The organism is Pseudomonas sp. TE12234 (genome assembly GCF_054061835.1).
In genome coordinates this window covers 1-17,509 of sequence record NZ_JBSSEP010000030.1, presented here as the reverse complement: position 1 = coordinate 17,509, position 17,509 = coordinate 1, and the positions used below count along the sequence as shown (strand labels likewise).

14 protein-coding genes are annotated in these 17,509 nt (G+C 57.2%); 3 read left to right on the top strand and 11 right to left on the bottom strand.

Annotation, left to right across the window (positions count from 1 at the left end; all coding sequences use genetic code 11):
• Positions 1-3: 3 nt before the first annotated feature.
• The 11 genes from lpxD to rpsB all read right to left on the bottom strand — a co-directional run bounded on the left by lpxD (position 4) and on the right by rpsB (position 11,533).
• The gene (gene lpxD / locus ACVWYU_RS29225) at positions 4-1,059 is read right to left on the bottom strand and encodes a UDP-3-O-(3-hydroxymyristoyl)glucosamine N-acyltransferase (protein ID WP_247254881.1); all 1,056 of its coding nucleotides are present in this window, start codon (positions 1,057-1,059) and stop codon (positions 4-6) included.
• A gap of 3 nt (positions 1,060-1,062) precedes the next feature.
• A complete protein-coding gene (locus ACVWYU_RS29220) occupies positions 1,063-1,566 on the bottom strand; it encodes an OmpH family outer membrane protein (protein WP_007990260.1) in 504 nt (167 codons plus the stop codon).
• Between the two features lie 45 nt (positions 1,567-1,611).
• Positions 1,612-3,990 (bottom strand): outer membrane protein assembly factor BamA, encoded by a 2,379-nt coding sequence (gene bamA, locus ACVWYU_RS29215; RefSeq protein ID WP_457374348.1) that lies wholly within the window; start codon positions 3,988-3,990, stop codon positions 1,612-1,614.
• Between the two features lie 72 nt (positions 3,991-4,062).
• On the bottom strand, positions 4,063-5,415 hold the full coding sequence (rseP, locus tag ACVWYU_RS29210) for a sigma E protease regulator RseP (RefSeq protein ID WP_390959046.1): 1,353 nt from the start codon (positions 5,413-5,415) through the stop codon (positions 4,063-4,065).
• Positions 5,416-5,467: 52 nt separating this feature from the next.
• The gene (gene ispC, locus ACVWYU_RS29205) at positions 5,468-6,658 is read right to left on the bottom strand and encodes a 1-deoxy-D-xylulose-5-phosphate reductoisomerase (protein ID WP_457374347.1); all 1,191 of its coding nucleotides are present in this window, start codon (positions 6,656-6,658) and stop codon (positions 5,468-5,470) included.
• Positions 6,655-7,461, bottom strand: coding sequence for a phosphatidate cytidylyltransferase (locus ACVWYU_RS29200; protein WP_457374346.1), 807 nt, complete (start codon positions 7,459-7,461; stop codon positions 6,655-6,657). The genes ispC and ACVWYU_RS29200 overlap by 4 nt, the downstream gene beginning before the upstream one ends.
• The gene (gene uppS / locus ACVWYU_RS29195; RefSeq protein WP_247254886.1) at positions 7,461-8,216 is read right to left on the bottom strand and encodes a polyprenyl diphosphate synthase; all 756 of its coding nucleotides are present in this window, start codon (positions 8,214-8,216) and stop codon (positions 7,461-7,463) included. The genes ACVWYU_RS29200 and uppS overlap by 1 nt, the downstream gene beginning before the upstream one ends.
• A gap of 13 nt (positions 8,217-8,229) precedes the next feature.
• Positions 8,230-8,787: a ribosome recycling factor gene (frr, locus tag ACVWYU_RS29190; RefSeq protein WP_007978385.1), complete on the bottom strand. Its 558-nt coding sequence runs from the start codon at positions 8,785-8,787 to the stop codon at positions 8,230-8,232.
• Positions 8,784-9,527, bottom strand: a complete 744-nt coding sequence (pyrH, locus tag ACVWYU_RS29185) for a UMP kinase (RefSeq protein WP_003222124.1) — start codon at positions 9,525-9,527, stop codon at positions 8,784-8,786. Before pyrH ends, frr begins: the two co-directional genes overlap by 4 nt.
• 211 nt (positions 9,528-9,738) lie before the next feature.
• Complete coding sequence (gene tsf, locus ACVWYU_RS29180; RefSeq protein WP_090316925.1) at positions 9,739-10,605, bottom strand: translation elongation factor Ts; 867 nt, start codon at positions 10,603-10,605, stop codon at positions 9,739-9,741.
• A gap of 190 nt (positions 10,606-10,795) precedes the next feature.
• The gene (gene rpsB / locus ACVWYU_RS29175) at positions 10,796-11,533 is read right to left on the bottom strand and encodes a 30S ribosomal protein S2 (protein WP_008057307.1); all 738 of its coding nucleotides are present in this window, start codon (positions 11,531-11,533) and stop codon (positions 10,796-10,798) included.
• Positions 11,534-11,903: 370 nt separating this feature from the next.
• Between rpsB and map the strand changes: the two genes are divergently transcribed.
• From map to dapC, 3 genes are all read left to right on the top strand, one after another.
• Complete coding sequence (map, locus tag ACVWYU_RS29170) at positions 11,904-12,686, top strand: type I methionyl aminopeptidase (protein ID WP_247254887.1); 783 nt, start codon at positions 11,904-11,906, stop codon at positions 12,684-12,686.
• A 45-nt stretch (positions 12,687-12,731) separates the two neighbouring features.
• Complete coding sequence (locus ACVWYU_RS29165) at positions 12,732-15,434, top strand: [protein-PII] uridylyltransferase (RefSeq protein WP_457374345.1); 2,703 nt, start codon at positions 12,732-12,734, stop codon at positions 15,432-15,434.
• Between the two features lie 182 nt (positions 15,435-15,616).
• Positions 15,617-16,816: a succinyldiaminopimelate transaminase gene (gene dapC, locus ACVWYU_RS29160; protein ID WP_457374344.1), complete on the top strand. Its 1,200-nt coding sequence runs from the start codon at positions 15,617-15,619 to the stop codon at positions 16,814-16,816.
• Positions 16,817-17,509: the final 693 nt, after the last annotated feature.

The following is a 17,509-nucleotide window of genomic DNA, read 5'->3' as shown; positions in this document are numbered from 1 at the left end:
GTATCAGCCATCTGATGAAGCATTACCGTCAGGGGTCACTTCCCCTACTTGCTTTTCAAGCTGTCGCAAACGCCGTGCGATATCATCGAGCTGACGGATACGGGCCGCGCTTTTGCGCCACTCGGCCGCTGGCTGCATTGCCGTACCGGAAGAGTAGGAACCTGGCTCGGTGATCGAGTGGGTCACCATGGTCATCCCGGTAATGAAAACGTTGTCGCAAATATCGATATGCCCCACCAGCCCCACACCACCAGCAAGCATGCAATGCTTACCGATTTTGGTGCTGCCGGAAATCCCCACGCACGCGGCCATGGCCGTGTGATCACCAATCTGGACGTTGTGGGCGATCTGAATCTGGTTGTCGAGCTTAACGCCATTACCAATGACGGTATCGGCCAGCGCACCGCGGTCGATGGCGGTGTTCACGCCAATTTCCACATCGTCACCAACCAGCACGCCACCGATCTGGGCGATTTTCTGCCAGATACCCTTCTGGTTGGCAAAACCAAAGCCTTCACCACCGAGTACGGCACCGGACTGGATAACCACCCGCTTCCCGACGCGTACATCGTGATAGAGCGTGACCCGCGGCGCGAGCCAGCCACCTTCGCCGATGACACTACGAGCGCCGATGAAGCAGTGCGCACCAACCGTCACACCCGCGCCAATATGCGCGCCGCTTTCGATGACCGCAAAAGCACCAATACTTGCCGCAGGATCGACCACTGCGTCATGCGCAATCACGGCCGTGGGATGAACACCCGCAGCAGCCTTGGGCTTGGGATCGAACAAGTGAGAAATACGAGCGTAGGCGGCGTATGGGTCAGGTACCACCAGTGCATCACCGGCAAAACCTTCAGCATCAGCAGCTTTGAGCAACAAAGCTGCGGCTTGACTGCCTGCCAGGTATTTACGGTACTGGGGATTTGCGAGAAAGCTCAACTGAGTTGGGCCAGCCTCCTGCAAGGTAGCTAGCCCAGTAATTGCTTTGTCCGGGTCGCCACTGAGGGTGGCACCGAGGAACTCGGCCAACTGGCCGAGCTTGATAGTCACGGTCATGGATTATTTCAGCTGATTCATGCGCTCGATAACCTGGCGCGTGATGTCGTACTGAGGTTTGACATCAATCACTGCACCACGCTCGAACACCAGGTCGAAAGCACCTTTCTTGATGACTTCTTCTACAGCGCTATCCAGTTTCGGCTTGAGCTGCTTCAGCATTTCACGGTCGGCAACGGCTTTGGCTTCATTCAACTCCTTGGACTGGAATTGGAAGTCACGAGCCTTTTGCTTGAATTCAAGCTCCAGACGCTCACGCTCGCCTTGCTGCATTTTGTCACCACCAGCCATCAGACGATCCTGAATGCCCTTGGCACTGCTTTCCAGTGTCTTGAGCTTGGTCAGCTGCGGACCAAATTTTTTCTCGGCATCAACGGCGTATTTCTTGGCCGCATCAGACTCCAGCAATGCCATCTGATAGTTCAGAACAGCGATTTTCATGTCGGCAAAAGCCGGGCCTGCTACCAGTACGGAAGCCAGGAGAACCAATTGAGTCAACTTACGCACGATGCACTCCTACAAAATCCATTGTCATTATCTTGGGTCAGACACTTAGAACGTCTGGCCGAGGGAGAATTGGAACACTTGAGTCTCGGCATTGCTGTCCGGCTTTTTAACTGGCATCGCCAACGCGAAGCTCAACGGACCAAGGGCGGTAACCCAAGTCACACCGACACCCACAGAGCTGGCCATATTGCTCAGGCTGATGTCATTACATTGAGTGTTGGACTTCGAGCCATCGGCGTTGGTGCTCTGCTTGCAAGTCGAATCGAACACGTTACCCACATCCCAGAATACCGAGGTACGCAAGGAGCGCTGATCTTTCACGAACGGCAACGGGAACAGAAGCTCTACACCACCTTGAATCAGGACGTTACCACCAAAAGGTAGTGGACTCTGGTCCGGATCGACTGCCGTCCCCGGGTTCACGCCCCGGCTCGGAGTACTACGAGGCCCCAGGGTGCTGTCCTTGAAGCCGCGAACCGAGTTGAAACCACCAGCATAGTAGTTTTCATAGAATGGCAAGCCATCAGTGGAACCATAACCATCGCCATAACCCAGTTCGGTGTGCAGGCGCATGGTGTAGTTTTCAGACAACGGCTGGAACAGTTGACCGCGGTAATCCAGTTTGAAGAACGACAAATCGCTGCCCGGTGTTGTCGCTTCCGCAGTCAGGCTTTGGGAATGACCACGGGTCGCCAGTACGCCTTTGTTCAATGTGGACTCGGACCAACCGGCCGACGCCTTGAAGTTCAGGTACTGATCGCCTTGCTGGTTAACGAAGTTGAAGATTTCGTCGACGGTGTAAAGCCCCGTCTTGATCTTGTCCTGTTGCGCACTCAATCCAAAGGTAAGACGCGAAGTCTCGCTGATCGGATAACCGACACTGACGCCCGCTCCCAAGCTGTCTACGGCGTAGCTGGCAACGTTTACATCAAGGTTTTTATAGTCGGTCGTACGATAGAACGCGTTGTAACCCAGGCTCACACCATCAGCAGTCCAGTACGGGTCGACATAACCGAAGTTATAGCGACTTTGATATTGGCTGCGAGTCAAGCCGATGCTGACCTTGTTACCCGTACCCAGGAAGTTGTTCTGGGTAATCGAACCTCCGAGAATCAGACCTGCACTCTGTGCAAAACCAATACTCGCGGTAATCGAACCGGACGCTTGCTCTTCAACGCTGTAGTTCACATCCACCTGGTCATCGACGCCAGGCACGGCTGGAGTTTCAACGTTGACTTCCTTGAAGAAGCCCAGTCGCTCCAGACGAGTCTTGGATTGATCGATCAGGTAAGTCGACGCCCAACCGCCTTCCATCTGACGCATTTCACGACGCAGCACTTCGTCTTCGGACTTGGTGTTGCCACGGAAGTTGATGCGGTTGACGTAAGCACGCTTGCCCGGATCCACAGCAAAGGTGATATCTACGGTGTGGTCTTCATCATGAGGCTGCGGCACGCCGTTGACGTTGGCGAAGGTATAGCCTTCGTTACCCAGGCGACGAGTGATCAGCTCGGACGTAGTGGTCATCAGCTTACGCGAGAATACCTGGCCTTTCTGCACCAGGAGCAGGGACTTGACCTGATCCTCGGGGACCTTCAGGTCACCGCTCAACTTGACGTCACGTACGGTGTACTTTTCGCCTTCGTTAATATTGACGGTGATGTAGACGTGCTTCTTGTCCGGGGTGATGGAGACCTGGGTCGAAGCGATATCCATGTTGATATAGCCACGGTCCAGGTAGTAGGAACGCAGACGCTCCAGGTCACCGGACAGTTTTTCACGAGCGTACTTGTCGTCGTTCTTGAAGAACGACAACCAGTTGGTTGTCTTGAGTTCAAACAGATCAATGAGGTCTTCATCAGGGAAGACAGTGTTGCCTACCACGTTGATGTGCTGGATAGCTGCGACGGTGCCTTCGTTGATGTTGACCTTCAAGCCGACGCGGTTGCGCGGCTGCGGTACCACCTCGGTGTCGACGGTAGCGGAGTAGCGACCCTGAGCGACGTATTGGCGCTGCAGCTCGTTACGTACACCTTCGAGGGTAGCGCGCTGGAAGATCTCGCCTTCGGCCAGGCCGGATTGTTTAAGGCCCTTCATCAGGTCTTCAGTGGAAATCGCCTTGTTACCTTCGATCTCGATACTGGCGACCGACGGACGCTCGACTACAGTAATAACCAGGACGTTGCCATCGCGGCCCAGCTGGATATCTTGAAAGAAACCGGTTTTGAACAACGCACGAGTGGATTCCACCAGGCGACGATCATCCGCCTGTTCGCCGACGTTCAACGGCAAAGCACCAAAGACGCTACCCGCGGAGACCCGCTGGAGGCCATTGACGCGAATATCAGAGATAGTGAAGGACTCGGCGTGAACTTCGGCGATCATCAATACGGTGAGAACCGCAGTTAGCAGCAGACGTTTCATGAAGTCCTTTCTTATTCCAACTGGCAATAAACAAACTGCCGCAAAATGCGGCAGATTCGCAATTCAGCGACGTTACAGACGACCCAGATCATTGACCAGAGCAAGCAACATCACTCCGACCACCAAACTGATACCGATCTGTATCCCCCAACCTTGCACCCGATCCGACAAGGGACGACCACGCGCCCACTCAATCAGATAAAACAACAAATGCCCCCCATCCAGCACAGGAATGGGCAGCAAATTCAGAACACCCAAGCTAATACTCAGATAAGCAAGGAAATTCAGGAAATCAGCAACACCTGACTGGGCCGAAGCGCCCGCCACTTTAGCAATGGTTATCGGTCCACTCAAGTTTTTTACCGAGAGCTCACCGAACAACATTTTCTTGAGTGAATCCAGGGTCAGCACGCTCATTGTCCAGGTGCGTCGAGCCCCCTCAGCAATTGCGGCCACTGGCCCGTAACTCACCTCGCGAATCATCTCGGGCGGCCAGTCGACAGCCTTCACCCCAGCCCCCAGGTAACCAGTGGGGGCTTTGCTTTCGCCACGGGCAGCCAGCGTGACAGGGACGTCGATTTGAGCACTATCGCGCTCAACCCGCAGCATGATTTTGGTACCAGGATGCATACGAACGGTATCGACCACCTGCTGCCAGTCATCCAGCGCCTTGCCATCCAGTGCCAACAATCGGTCGCCGGTTTTCAGGCCAGCCGCTTGAGCCGGGCCCTTCGGATCCAGTTCGGCCAGTACCGGCGGCAATGCAGGGCGCCAAGGACGGATACCCAGCGAACGAATCGGATCCGGCTCATCAGCCCCCTTGAGCCATTTATCCAGCGCCAGCTCACGAGGAGAGTCAACCGTGGAGCCCTGATCACGAACCAACACCTGCAGCGAACCGCTCTCCCCCAGTCGGCGGACCAATTGCAAATTCACCGCTGCCCAGCCGGTAGTCGGCTCACCGTCGATGGAGATAATTTCCTGTCCAGGGCTCAAACCGGCCCTGGCGGCGATACTGCCCGACTCCACAGCACCGATGACCGGGCGCACCTGCTCGCTACCGAGCATGGCCAATACCCAGAAAAACACCATCGCCAACAGAAAGTTGGCGATCGGTCCCGCTGCCACGATGGCAATGCGCTGGCGCACGGATTTGCGATTGAAGGAATGATCGAGCTGATCGACAGGCACTTCACCTTCGCGCTCATCAAGCATTTTGACGTAGCCGCCCAAAGGGATGGCGGCTATCACGAACTCAGTGCCTTTCTTGTCGTGCCAGCGCAGCAGCGGCATCCCGAAGCCCACGGAAAAGCGCAGCACTTTGACCCCACAGCGACGCGCAACCCAAAAATGGCCGAACTCGTGGAAGGTAACCAGCACGCCCAGAGCCACCAGGGTGCCGACAATCATATAGAGCGCGCTCATCTACTTTCTCCGCATTCCTATCCGGTGCTGCATGGGCCAACGCAGTGCACACTTACCGCCCGTATCGACTCAACCATTGTTCGGCCAGTACACGCGCCTTCGCATCTGCCGTGAACACTGCCTCGAGATCATCCACTGCTACCACAGGCTCGAGATTCAACGTTTCCTCGATGATACTCGCGATTTCGGGGTAGCGGACCCGCCCGTCGAGAAAGGCTGCTACCGCGACCTCATTTGCCGCATTCAACATGGCCGGAGCACTGTTGCCTGCTTCGGCCGCCAGGCGCGCCAGCCGCAGACAAGGAAACCGCTCTTCGTCGGGCGCCTGGAAGTCCAGGCGCGCGATAGCAAACAGATCCAGCGGTGCCACCCCCGAATCGATTCGCTCTGGCCAGGCCAGGGCGTTGGCGATTGGCGTGCGCATGTCCGGGTTGCCCAACTGAGCCAACACCGAGCCATCGATGTAATCGACCAGCGAATGAATCACGCTCTGCGGATGAACCACCACTTCGACCTGCGACGGCGCGGCATCAAACAGCCAACAGGCTTCGATCAACTCGAGACCTTTATTCATCATGCTGGCCGAATCGACCGAAATCTTGCGCCCCATGGACCAGTTCGGATGAGCACAGGCCTGCTCGGGAGTCACATGGGCCAGTTCAGCCATGGGCGTCTGGCGGAACGGGCCGCCAGAGGCTGTCAGCAAAATCCGACGCACACCCACCGCACCGAGACCACGGGCAAAATCCTGCGGCATGCACTGGAATATCGCGTTGTGCTCACTGTCGATCGGCAGCAACACCGAACCACTCTTGCGCACGGCCTGCATGAACAACGCACCGGACATTACCAGCGCTTCTTTGTTGGCCAGGAGAATTTTCTTGCCCGCCTCGACGGCCGCCAGGGTTGGACGCAATCCCGCCGCACCGACAATGGCCGCCATGACCGCATCGACTTCAGGGTCCGCAGCAATCTGACACAGCCCTTCTTCCCCCACCAGAACCCGGGTTGAAAGCCCCGCCGCATGCAGATCATCCTGCAAGGCTCGAGCGACTCCTGCCTCTGGCACAACAGCGAACCGCGGCGCGTGACGCACGCATAGTGCCAACAACTCACGCAAACGCGTGAAGCCGCTCAGGGCAAAGACTTGATAACGCCCGGGATGGCGAGCAATGACATCGAGAGTACTCAGACCGATCGAACCGGTCGCTCCCAGAACGGTAATCTGCTGTGGGCGGTTCAAGGCGCAGCCATCCACAACAGTACGGCAAACACGGGAATAGCCGCCGTCAGACTGTCGATCCGATCCAGCACTCCGCCATGCCCCGGCAACAGATTACTACTGTCCTTGATCCCGGACTGACGCTTGAACATGCTTTCGGTGAGGTCACCCACAACCGAGACAAACACGATCAAGGCTGCGCCGACCAGCCCCTTGAACAGCTGAGCAACCGTCCAGTCCCGAACAAATCCGACGATTACAGTGATGAGCAGGCTCGCCACCAAACCGCCGTAAACGCCTTCCCAACTCTTGCCAGGACTGACCTGCGGCGCCAGCTTGCGCTTGCCAAAGGCCCGGCCGGAAAAATATGCACCGATATCGGCGCCCCAGACCAGCACCATCACCGCCATGATCAACCAGTTCCCCAGCGGTTCCTGCTTGATCAAGACCAGCCCCTGCCAGGCTGGCAATAGAATCAACAGTCCGACCACCAGCTTGCAGGCCGCGCTGGCCCAATGCTCGCTGGTCTGCGGATAGGTAAGCACGAGATAGGTCGCACCCCCCCACCAGATGACAGAAGCCCCCAGTATCCAGGGCGCGAGACCGGGTAGCAGGTGCATGACCAACAACATCACCGCGACGACAGCAGCATAGCCAATACGCATCGACTGGGCGGTAAAGCCTGCCAGGCGAGCCCATTCCCAGGCACCGAGAGTCACAACCAACCCGATGAACAAGGCAAAAGCGGAGCCCTCGAGGAGAAAAAAACCGCACAGGGCAATCGGCAGCAGGATCAATGCCGTGATGATTCGTTGTTTAAGCATTAAACCCGGGCTCCAGCCTCTACCTGCTCGCTCGTTTTACCGAAGCGGCGCTGGCGAGATGCGAAATCGGCCAGCGCGTTCCGCATGGCATCGTGTTTGAAGTCCGGCCAGAACAGGTCGGAAAAATACAACTCGGCATAAGCCAACTGCCACAGCAGAAAGTTGCTGATGCGGTGCTCGCCTCCGGTACGGATGCACAGATCCGGCAACGGCAGATCGCCCGTAGCCAGACAGGTTTGCAGCAGTTCCGGGGTGATGTCTTCAGGACGCAGATGCCCGGCCTGAACTTCCCGCGCCAGGCGCTGTGCGGCTTGCGCGATATCCCATTGACCGCCGTAGTTGGCCGCGATCTGCAGGATGAAGCGATTGGTGCCAGCCGTCATGGCCTCGGCCTCACGCATGGCAGCCTGAAGCTCCGGGTGAAAACGCGAGCGGTCGCCAATGATGCGCAAACTGATGTTGTTCTCATTGAGGCGCTTGGCCTCACGACGCAATGCCTTGAAGAACAAGTCCATCAAGGCACTGACCTCATCGGCCGGACGCTGCCAGTTCTCGCTCGAGAACGCGAACAAGGTGAGCACTTCGACTCCTGCCTCGGCACACACCTCGATAACCGCACGAACCGCATCCACACCCGCTTTATGCCCGGCGACGCCAGGCATAAAGCGTTTTTTCGCCCAGCGATTATTACCATCCATGATGATCGCGACATGGCGCGGCACCGTGGACGGTGCAACCTGCTTGGTCTTTTCCATGAAAACGCGACCCTTATACGGCCATCAGGTCTTTTTCTTTCTCTGCCAGCTTCGCGTCGATTTCAGCCACGAACTTCTTGGTCAGATCGTCGATTTCGCCGGTGGCGCGACGCTCTTCGTCTTCGCTGATTTCTTTTTCCTTGACCAGATCCTTCAGCGAGCTGTTGGCATCACGACGGATGTTGCGCACGGCTACACGGGCGTCTTCGGCAACGTCACGAGCCTGCTTGGTGAAGCCCCGACGGGTTTCTTCAGTCAGGGCAGGCATGGAGATCAGCAGCAACTCGCCAAGGTTGGTCGGGTTCAGGTTCAGACCGGCGCTGCCGATCGCCTTGTCGACGGCGCCGAGCATGTTGCGCTCGAATGCAACGACTTGCAGGGTACGAGCATCTTTAACGGTGATGTTGGCCACTTGCTTGATCGGAGTATCGGAACCGTAGTACGGCACCATCACGCCTTCCAGGATGCTTGGGTGTGCTTGACCGGTACGAATACGGCCGAAGTTGTGCGCCAGCGACTCCACGGATTTCTGCATGCGCTCTTTAGCGTCTTTCTTGATTTCGTTGATCATTGTTGGCCTTCCTCGATCAGGGTCCCTTCAGCGCCGCCGTGCACGATGTTCAGCAGGGCGCCGGGCTTGTTCATGTTAAATACGCGCAATGGCATCTTGTGGTCGCGGCACAGGCAAATGGCCGTCAGATCCATCACCCCAAGCTTGCGATCCAGTACTTCATCGTAGGTCAGATGATCGAACTTCTCGGCATGCGGGTCTTTGAATGGGTCAGCGGTGTAGACGCCATCGACCTTGGTCGCCTTGAGCACGACATCGGCATCGATTTCGATCGCGCGCAGGCAGGCTGCCGAATCCGTAGTGAAGAATGGATTGCCGGTACCGGCCGCGAAAATCACTACATCCTTGGAGTTGAGGTGGCGCATGGCCTTGCGGCGATCATAATGATCGGTTACGCCAACCATGGAAATGGCCGACATCACGATGGCGGAGATATTGGCACGTTCGAGCGCGTCGCGCATGGCCAAGGCGTTCATCACAGTGGCCAGCATGCCCATGTGGTCGCCAGTGACCCGATCCATGCCAGCCTTGCTCAGCGCCTCGCCGCGGAACAGGTTTCCGCCGCCGATCACCAGACCGACCTGAACACCGATGCCAACCAGCTGGCCAACTTCCAGCGCCATGCGATCCAGAACTTTCGGATCGATCCCGAACTCTTCCGAGCCCATCAGGGCCTCGCCGCTAAGCTTGAGTAGAATGCGTTTATAGCGAGCCTGATAACCACTGCCCTGCTGAGCCATTGCGAATCTCTCCTGCGGCGTATTTTAAAAATTCTTTGCGAGCTGTTTTCAGCTGGCGTTCACTCTAGCTTGGCGCTGCTTCAGCGCCATCGGAACATGGCTTTGTAAGCCAGTTCCAAAAGGAAACCAATTAAAAATTGGTACCCCATCTGAAAAGAGGCTGCGCGCGTGAGCGGGCAGCCTCTTCAGGGCGACAGTTAAAAAAACCGTCTTATTGCTTGGAAGCAGCCGCAACCTGAGCAGCAACTTCTTCAGCGAAGTTGTCAACCGGCTTCTCGATGCCTTCGCCAACCTTGAAGTAGGTGAAGGAAACGATTTCTGCGCCAGCTTTCTTGGCCAGAGCACCAACGGTGACTTCTGGATTCATGACGAAAGCTTGCTCGACCAGGCTGGCTTCGGCCAGGAACTTGGTGATACGGCCGGCGATCATCTTCTCGACGATTTCTGCTGGCTTGCCTTTCATCTTGTCTTCGTTCAGGGTCAGGAAAACACCCTTCTCGCGCTCGATGGCTTCTGGCGAAACCTGCGATGGCAGCAGGAACTCAGGGTTGCTTGCCGCCACGTGCATGGCAATCTCTTTGGCCAGCTGAACATCGCCGCCCTTGAGAACAACAGCAACACCGATCTTGTTACCGTGCAGGTAGGTGCCGACAACGTCACCCTCTACACGGACCAGACGACGGATGTTGACGTTTTCGCCAACTTTGGCAACCAGGGCTTCACGAGCCGATTCCTGAGCGGCGATCAGCGGAGCTGCGTCGGTCAGTTTTTCGGCGAACGCTTTTTCTACGCTGGCAGCAACGAAGTTCTTGAAGTCGTCTTGCAGGGCCAGGAAGTCGGTCTGCGAGTTCACTTCCAGCAGTACCGCGGACTTGTCGTCAGCCTTGATGGCGATTGCGCCTTCAGCAGCAACGTTACCCGCTTTCTTGGCAGCCTTGATGGCGCCCGAAGCACGCATATCATCAATGGCTTTTTCGATGTCGCCGCCAGCCTTGGTCAAGGCTTTTTTGCAGTCCATCATGCCTTCGCCAGTACGCTCGCGCAGTTCTTTGACCAACGCTGCAGTAATCTCTGCCATTTCAAAATTCCTCTTGGATAGGTTATCAACCATTCCACCCGATCGAACGGGCGTTCAATTCTTCCCGAACCACCCTTGTTAGCTGCCGCACGTTACAGATAAAGCAGTGGGCGCCGACAAATGGTTTTCGAGGTGGCAAAAAGGGGGCCAAGCCCCCTTTTTGCTTACTGAGTCAACGCCAGGGCGTCAATTACTCAGCTGCAGCTGCCGGAGCTTCTTCAACGAAAACTTCGGTGCCGCCAGCAACGTTGTTGCGACCACGGATAACAGCGTCAGCCATCGAACCCATGTACAGCTGGATAGCGCGGATTGCGTCATCGTTGCCTGGGATGATGTAGTCAACGCCTTCCGGGCTGCTGTTGGTATCGACTACGCCGATAACCGGGATGCCCAGCTTGTTGGCTTCGGTGATCGCGATGCGCTCGTGATCAACGTCGATTACGAACAGAGCGTCTGGCAGACCGCCCATGTCCTTGATACCACCCAGGGAACGATCCAGCTTTTCCAGGTCACGGGAGCGCATCAGCGCTTCTTTCTTGGTCAGCTTGGCGAAAGTACCGTCTTCGGCTTGTACTTCAAGGTCACGCAGACGCTTGATGGAAGCACGGATGGTTTTGAAGTTGGTCAGCATGCCGCCCAACCAGCGGTGGTCGACGTACGGCGAACCGCAACGTGCTGCTTCTTCAGCAACGATCTTGCCAGCGGAACGCTTGGTGCCGACGAACAGAATCTTGTTTTTGCCCTGGGCCAGACGCTCTACGAAAGTCAGAGCTTCGTTGAACATTGGCAGGGTTTTTTCAAGGTTGATGATGTGGATCTTGTTACGCGCGCCGAAAATGTATTTACCCATTTTCGGGTTCCAGTAACGGGTCTGGTGACCGAAGTGCACACCGGCCTTCAGCATATCGCGCATGTTGACTTGGGACATGATAGTTCCTTAATAAGTCGGGTTTGGCCTCCACGTATCCCAATGACCAACCAGCAGCATCAGCTGAAGGCACCCAGGTCATCGTGTCGACACGTGTGTGGATTTAGGCTTTTCGGGGCATCCCCGGAAAGCGGCGCATTTTATATCACAGGGGAGAAAAAAACGAAACCCGGATTCTGAAATCCTGGCGACCACGCAGCTCCATCCCTTGGAATCCGCCCACAATGCACCATTCTATGGAGAGAAGCGATGCACAGAGCGGCGGATTTGCCCTGATCGTCTGTTAGAATTGCGTTTTTCAGGGCTGCGAAGTTCGATTGCGCAACGCCCTTTTCGTTGAGAAGCGCCATCGAGCGCAGAGAGAGCCTGTATGACCGTCACCCTCAAAACCCCCGAGGACATCGCAAAAATGCGCGTCGCCGGCAAACTGGCCGCCGATGTGCTGGAAATGATTGCCGAATACGTCAAGCCGGGTGTGACCACCGATCAACTGAACCAGATCTGCCACGACTATATTGTCAACGAGCAGAAAGCCATCCCTGCCCCGCTGAATTACAAGGGCTACCCGAAGTCGATTTGCACGTCGATCAACCACGTGGTCTGCCACGGCATCCCGAACGACAAGCCGCTGAAAGATGGCGACACCCTGAACATCGACGTCACTGTCATCAAGGACGGCTTCCACGGTGATACCAGCCGCATGTTCCACGTCGGCACCGTGCCGGTCTGGGCCGAGCGTCTGTCGCAAGTGACCCAGGAATGCATGTACAAGGCGATTGAAATCGTCAAACCCGGTTGCCGCCTTGGCGACATCGGTGAAATCATCCAGAAACACGCTGAAAAGAATGGTTTCTCGGTGGTTCGCGAATTCTGTGGTCACGGCATCGGCAAAGTCTTCCACGAAGAACCGCAGATCCTGCATTACGGACGCGCAGGCACCGGCATGGAACTGCAAGCCGGCATGACCTTCACCATCGAGCCGATGATCAACCAGGGCAAGGCTGACACCAAGGTGCTGGGTGACGGCTGGACTGCGATCACCAAGGACCGCAAGCTGTCGGCACAGTGGGAACACACGCTGCTGGTGACCGAGACCGGTTACGAGATCTTCACCTTGCGCAGCGATGACACCATCCCGCGCATTTCGGCCTGATCCGCCCCGCTCCACTCCCAGCCTTATAGAAAGGAAAGCCAATCGATGCCGCAGGTGGATCCAGAACTCTTCGATCGCGGCCAGTTCCAGGCTGAACTGGCCCTGAAGGCAAGCCCCATTGCGGCCTTCAAGAAGGCGATCCGCCAGGCCCGCGAGGTGCTCGACGGGCGCTTTCGCAGCGGCCGGGACATTCGCCGGCTGATCGAGGACCGTGCCTGGTTCGTCGATAACATCCTGCAAAAGGCCTGGGAGCAGTTCAACTGGAGTGAAGACGCCGACATCGCACTGGTAGCGGTCGGTGGCTATGGTCGGGGCGAACTGCACCCGTATTCAGACATTGACCTGTTGATCCTGCTCGACAGCGCCGATCACGAAATCTTCCGTGACTCCATCGAGCGCTTTCTGACGTTACTGTGGGACATTGGCCTGGAAGTCGGTCAGAGCGTTCGCTCGATCGAAGAGTGCGCCGTCGAGGCCCGCGCCGATCTGACGGTGGTCACCAACCTGATGGAAAGCCGCACCATCTGTGGCCCCGAGCGCTTGCGCCAACGCATGCTGGACGTCACCAGCACCGCACACATGTGGCCGAGCAAGGATTTCTTCCTGGCCAAGCGTGCCGAACAGAAGGCCCGTCACCACAAGTACAACGACACCGAATACAACCTGGAACCCAACGTCAAAGGCTCGCCGGGCGGACTAAGGGATATTCAGACGATTCTGTGGGTGGCTCGTCGCGAGTACGGCACCCTGAACCTGCGCGCACTGGCAGGAGAAGGTTTCCTGGTAGAAAGCGAAAACGCCCTGCTGGCCTCGTCCCAGGAGTTCCTGTGGAAGGTGCGTTACGCCCTGCACATGCTCGCTGGCCGTTCGGAAGATCGCCTGCTGTTCGATCACCAGCGCACCATTGCCAAGCTGCTGGGGTTCGAAGGTGACGATGCCAAGCAAGCCATCGAAAACTTCATGCAGCAGTATTACCGGGTGGTGATGAGCATCGCTCAGCTCAGCGACTTGATCATCCAGCACTTCGAAGAGGTCATCCTCGCGCCGGATGATCAAGCGCCGCCGCAGCCGATCAACTCGCGATTCCAGCTCCACGATGGCTACATCGAGGCGCGCAACGACAACGTGTTCCGCCGCACTCCGTTTGCCATGCTCGAAATTTTCGTGCTGATGGCCCAGCAACCGGAAATCAAGGGCGTACGTGCCGATACCATTCGCCTGCTGCGCGAGAACCGGCACCTGATCGACGACGATTTCCGCAACGATATTCGCAACACCAGCCTGTTCATCGAATTGTTCAAGTGCAAGATCGGCATCCATCGCAACCTGCGCCGCATGAACCGTTACGGCATCCTCGGGCGCTATCTGCCGGAATTCGGCTTTATCGTCGGACAGATGCAGCACGACCTGTTTCACATCTATACGGTCGACGCCCACACCCTGAATCTGATCAAACACCTGCGTAAGTTGCAGTACACGCAGGTGTCGGAAAAATTCCCGCTGGCCAGCAAGCTCATGGGCAAACTGCCCAAACCCGAGCTGATCTACCTGGCCGGGCTGTACCACGACATCGGCAAGGGCCGGCATGGCGACCACTCGGATATCGGCGCCGTGGATGCGGAGGCTTTTTGCCAGCGTCACCAACTGCCCGTGTGGGACAGTCGCCTGATCGTCTGGCTGGTGCAGAACCATCTGGTGATGTCGACCACCGCCCAGCGCAAGGACTTGTCAGACCCGCAGGTGATCCACGATTTCGCACAGATCGTCGGCGATGAAACCCGCCTCAATTACCTCTACGTGCTGACCGTCGCCGACATCAACGCCACCAACCCGACGCTGTGGAACTCCTGGCGCGCCAGCCTCCTGCGCCAGCTCTACACCGAAACCAAGCGTGCCCTTCGACGCGGCCTGGAAAACCCGGTTGATCGCGAAGAGCAGATCCGCCAGACCCAGAGCGCCGCCCTGGACATCCTGGTGCGCGGCGGCACCGATCCGGACGATGTCGAGCAGCTTTGGGCGCAACTGGGCGATGACTATTTCCTGCGCCATACCGCCGGCGACGTGGCCTGGCACAGCGATGCGATCCTTCAGCAGCCAGCCGATGGCGGGCCACTGGTGCTGATCAAGGAAACCACTCAGCGCGAGTTCGAGGGTGGCACGCAGATCTTCATCTACGCCCCCGACCAGCACGACTTCTTTGCCGTGACCGTCGCCGCGATGGACCAGCTCAACCTGAACATCCACGACGCCCGGGTCATCACCTCCAGCAGCCAGTTCACCCTCGACACCTACATTGTGCTCGACGCGGATGGCGACTCAATCGGCGATAACCCGGAGCGGGTCAAGGAGATCCGCGACGGACTGACCGAAGCCTTGCGAAATCCGGACGACTACCCGACCATCATCCAGCGCCGGGTCCCCCGCCAGCTCAAGCATTTCGCCTTCGCGCCGCAGGTGACGATCCACAACGACGCCCAGCGCCCGGTCACCGTGCTTGAACTGACCGCTCCCGACCGCCCTGGTCTGCTGGCGCGGATCGGCACGATCTTCCTGGAATTCGACCTGTCGTTGCAGAACGCCAAGATTGCGACCTTGGGCGAACGGGTGGAAGACGTGTTTTTCATCACCGACGCCAACAACCAGCCATTGTCCGACCCGCAGCTGTGCAGCCGGTTACAGGATGCAATCGTCGAGCAGTTAAGCGTCAATCAGGAACCCGATATCAAACTGTCGCGAATCAGTATCTGATATGACAAATTTTCCCCTGTGGAAGCGAGCCAGCCCTTCGTTGTAGCTGGCTTGCCAGCGATGGGCCCAAGAACACCGCGCTTACCCGGCAAGCACGCGTTATCGTTAACGACCATCGCTGGCAAGCCGGCTCCCACAGGAAACATGGGTTGTCCACACCCCGCACCGAACGAGATCTACCGATGAACAACGCTCTGACCCAGCTCCAGCCTTACCCTTTCGAAAAGCTCCGCGCGCTGCTCGGTAGCGTCACGCCAAACCCGGAAAAACGTGCCATCGCACTGTCCATCGGCGAGCCGAAACACCGTTCGCCAAGCTTTGTCGCCGAAGCCCTGGCAAGCAATCTGGATCAGATGGCCGTATACCCGACCACCCTCGGCATCCCGGCCCTGCGTGAAGCCATCGCCGCATGGTGCGAGCGTCGCTTCAACGTCCCGAACGGCTGGATTGACCCGGCGCGCAACGTGCTGCCAGTCAACGGTACCCGTGAAGCGCTGTTCGCCTTCACCCAGACCGTCGTCAACCGTGGCGACGATGCACTGGTGGTCAGCCCGAACCCGTTCTATCAGATCTACGAAGGCGCCGCGTTCCTGGCCGGAGCCAAGCCGCACTACTTGCCATGCCTGGATGAAAACGGCTTCAACCCGGATTTCGACGCCGTTTCACCTGACATCTGGAAACGCTGCCAGATCCTGTTCCTGTGCTCGCCAGGCAATCCGACCGGCGCACTGATCCCGGTCGAAACGCTGAAAAAGCTGATTGCCCTGGCCGATGAGTACGACTTCGTGATCGCTGCCGACGAGTGCTACAGCGAACTGTACTTCGACGAACAAACCCCGCCGGCCGGCCTGCTCAGTGCCTGCGTGGAACTGGGCCGCAAGGACTTCAAGCGTTGCGTGGTATTCCATAGCCTGTCCAAGCGCTCGAACCTGCCGGGCCTGCGTTCGGGTTTTGTCGCCGGTGATGCGGACATTCTCAAAGGCTTCTTGCTGTATCGCACTTACCACGGCTGCGCGATGCCGGTGCAAACCCAACTGGCCAGCGTTGCCGCGTGGAACGACGAAGTGCACGTTCGCGCCAACCGTGCGCTGTACCGCGAGAAGTATGACGCGGTGCTGGAGATCCTCAGCCCGGTCATGGACGTACAGCGCCCGGATGGTGGTTTTTACCTGTGGCCGAATGTGGCCGGTGACGACGCGGCCTTCTGCCGTGACCTGTTCGAACAGGAGCATGTGACCGTGGTGCCGGGTTCTTACCTGTCGCGGGATGTCGATGGCGTCAACCCGGGAGCTGGCCGTGTGCGCATGGCCCTGGTTGCACCGTTGGCTGAATGTGTCGAGGCTGCAGAACGTATCCGCGACTTCATCCAGCGCCGTAAATAAGCGCAATACCTGCAGGAACCGAGTTTGCTCGCGATGGTGTTTTCAAGAGCTCCATCGCCGGCAAGCCCTACTCTTGCTGGACAAACGGTTATTTGACCTGACCGAGTTTCACCCCACTCAAGTCCTGTTCACCCAGCACCTCGCGCAGTACGTCATCGGCAATCTGGTGGACAGACGCCAGACGCTCTGCCCCCAGACAAACCGCAACACCAGCAGCACCAGGAATATAACTGGGCTTCTTGGGCCGTTCTGTAATTCAGAGTCAGGATAAAGCAAGGCAGGGCTTGGCCTTGAAGATTTTGTCCCGTGCAAAACTCTATCTCACACAGTGTGTGATCGTTGTTAAATAGTCTTTGATCTTTGTGTAGTTGGCACAGACGCCAAAGCGAAAGGACTTGCAACGAGAAACAGTCAATACACAGACACCCCGGCGAGCCAATGAGACTGGGGAAAAAATTACCTGGCACCCACACAACCACTAAATCAGGTCGAATACTAAGTAGTCGTTAAACTTTAACGTCTACGGTGAACTCCAATTAATGCCATTGACGCTTTATTTCCTGCCACTGGTTGTCTGACAGCCACTTATCTGCCACCGCGGTACGTGTCAAGGTACCTGTCGCCTTGCTCCTACAGTTGTTAGCCTGTTGCACCCCTAATTTCAGGGCGTTCCGGGTTTAAATACACCGCATC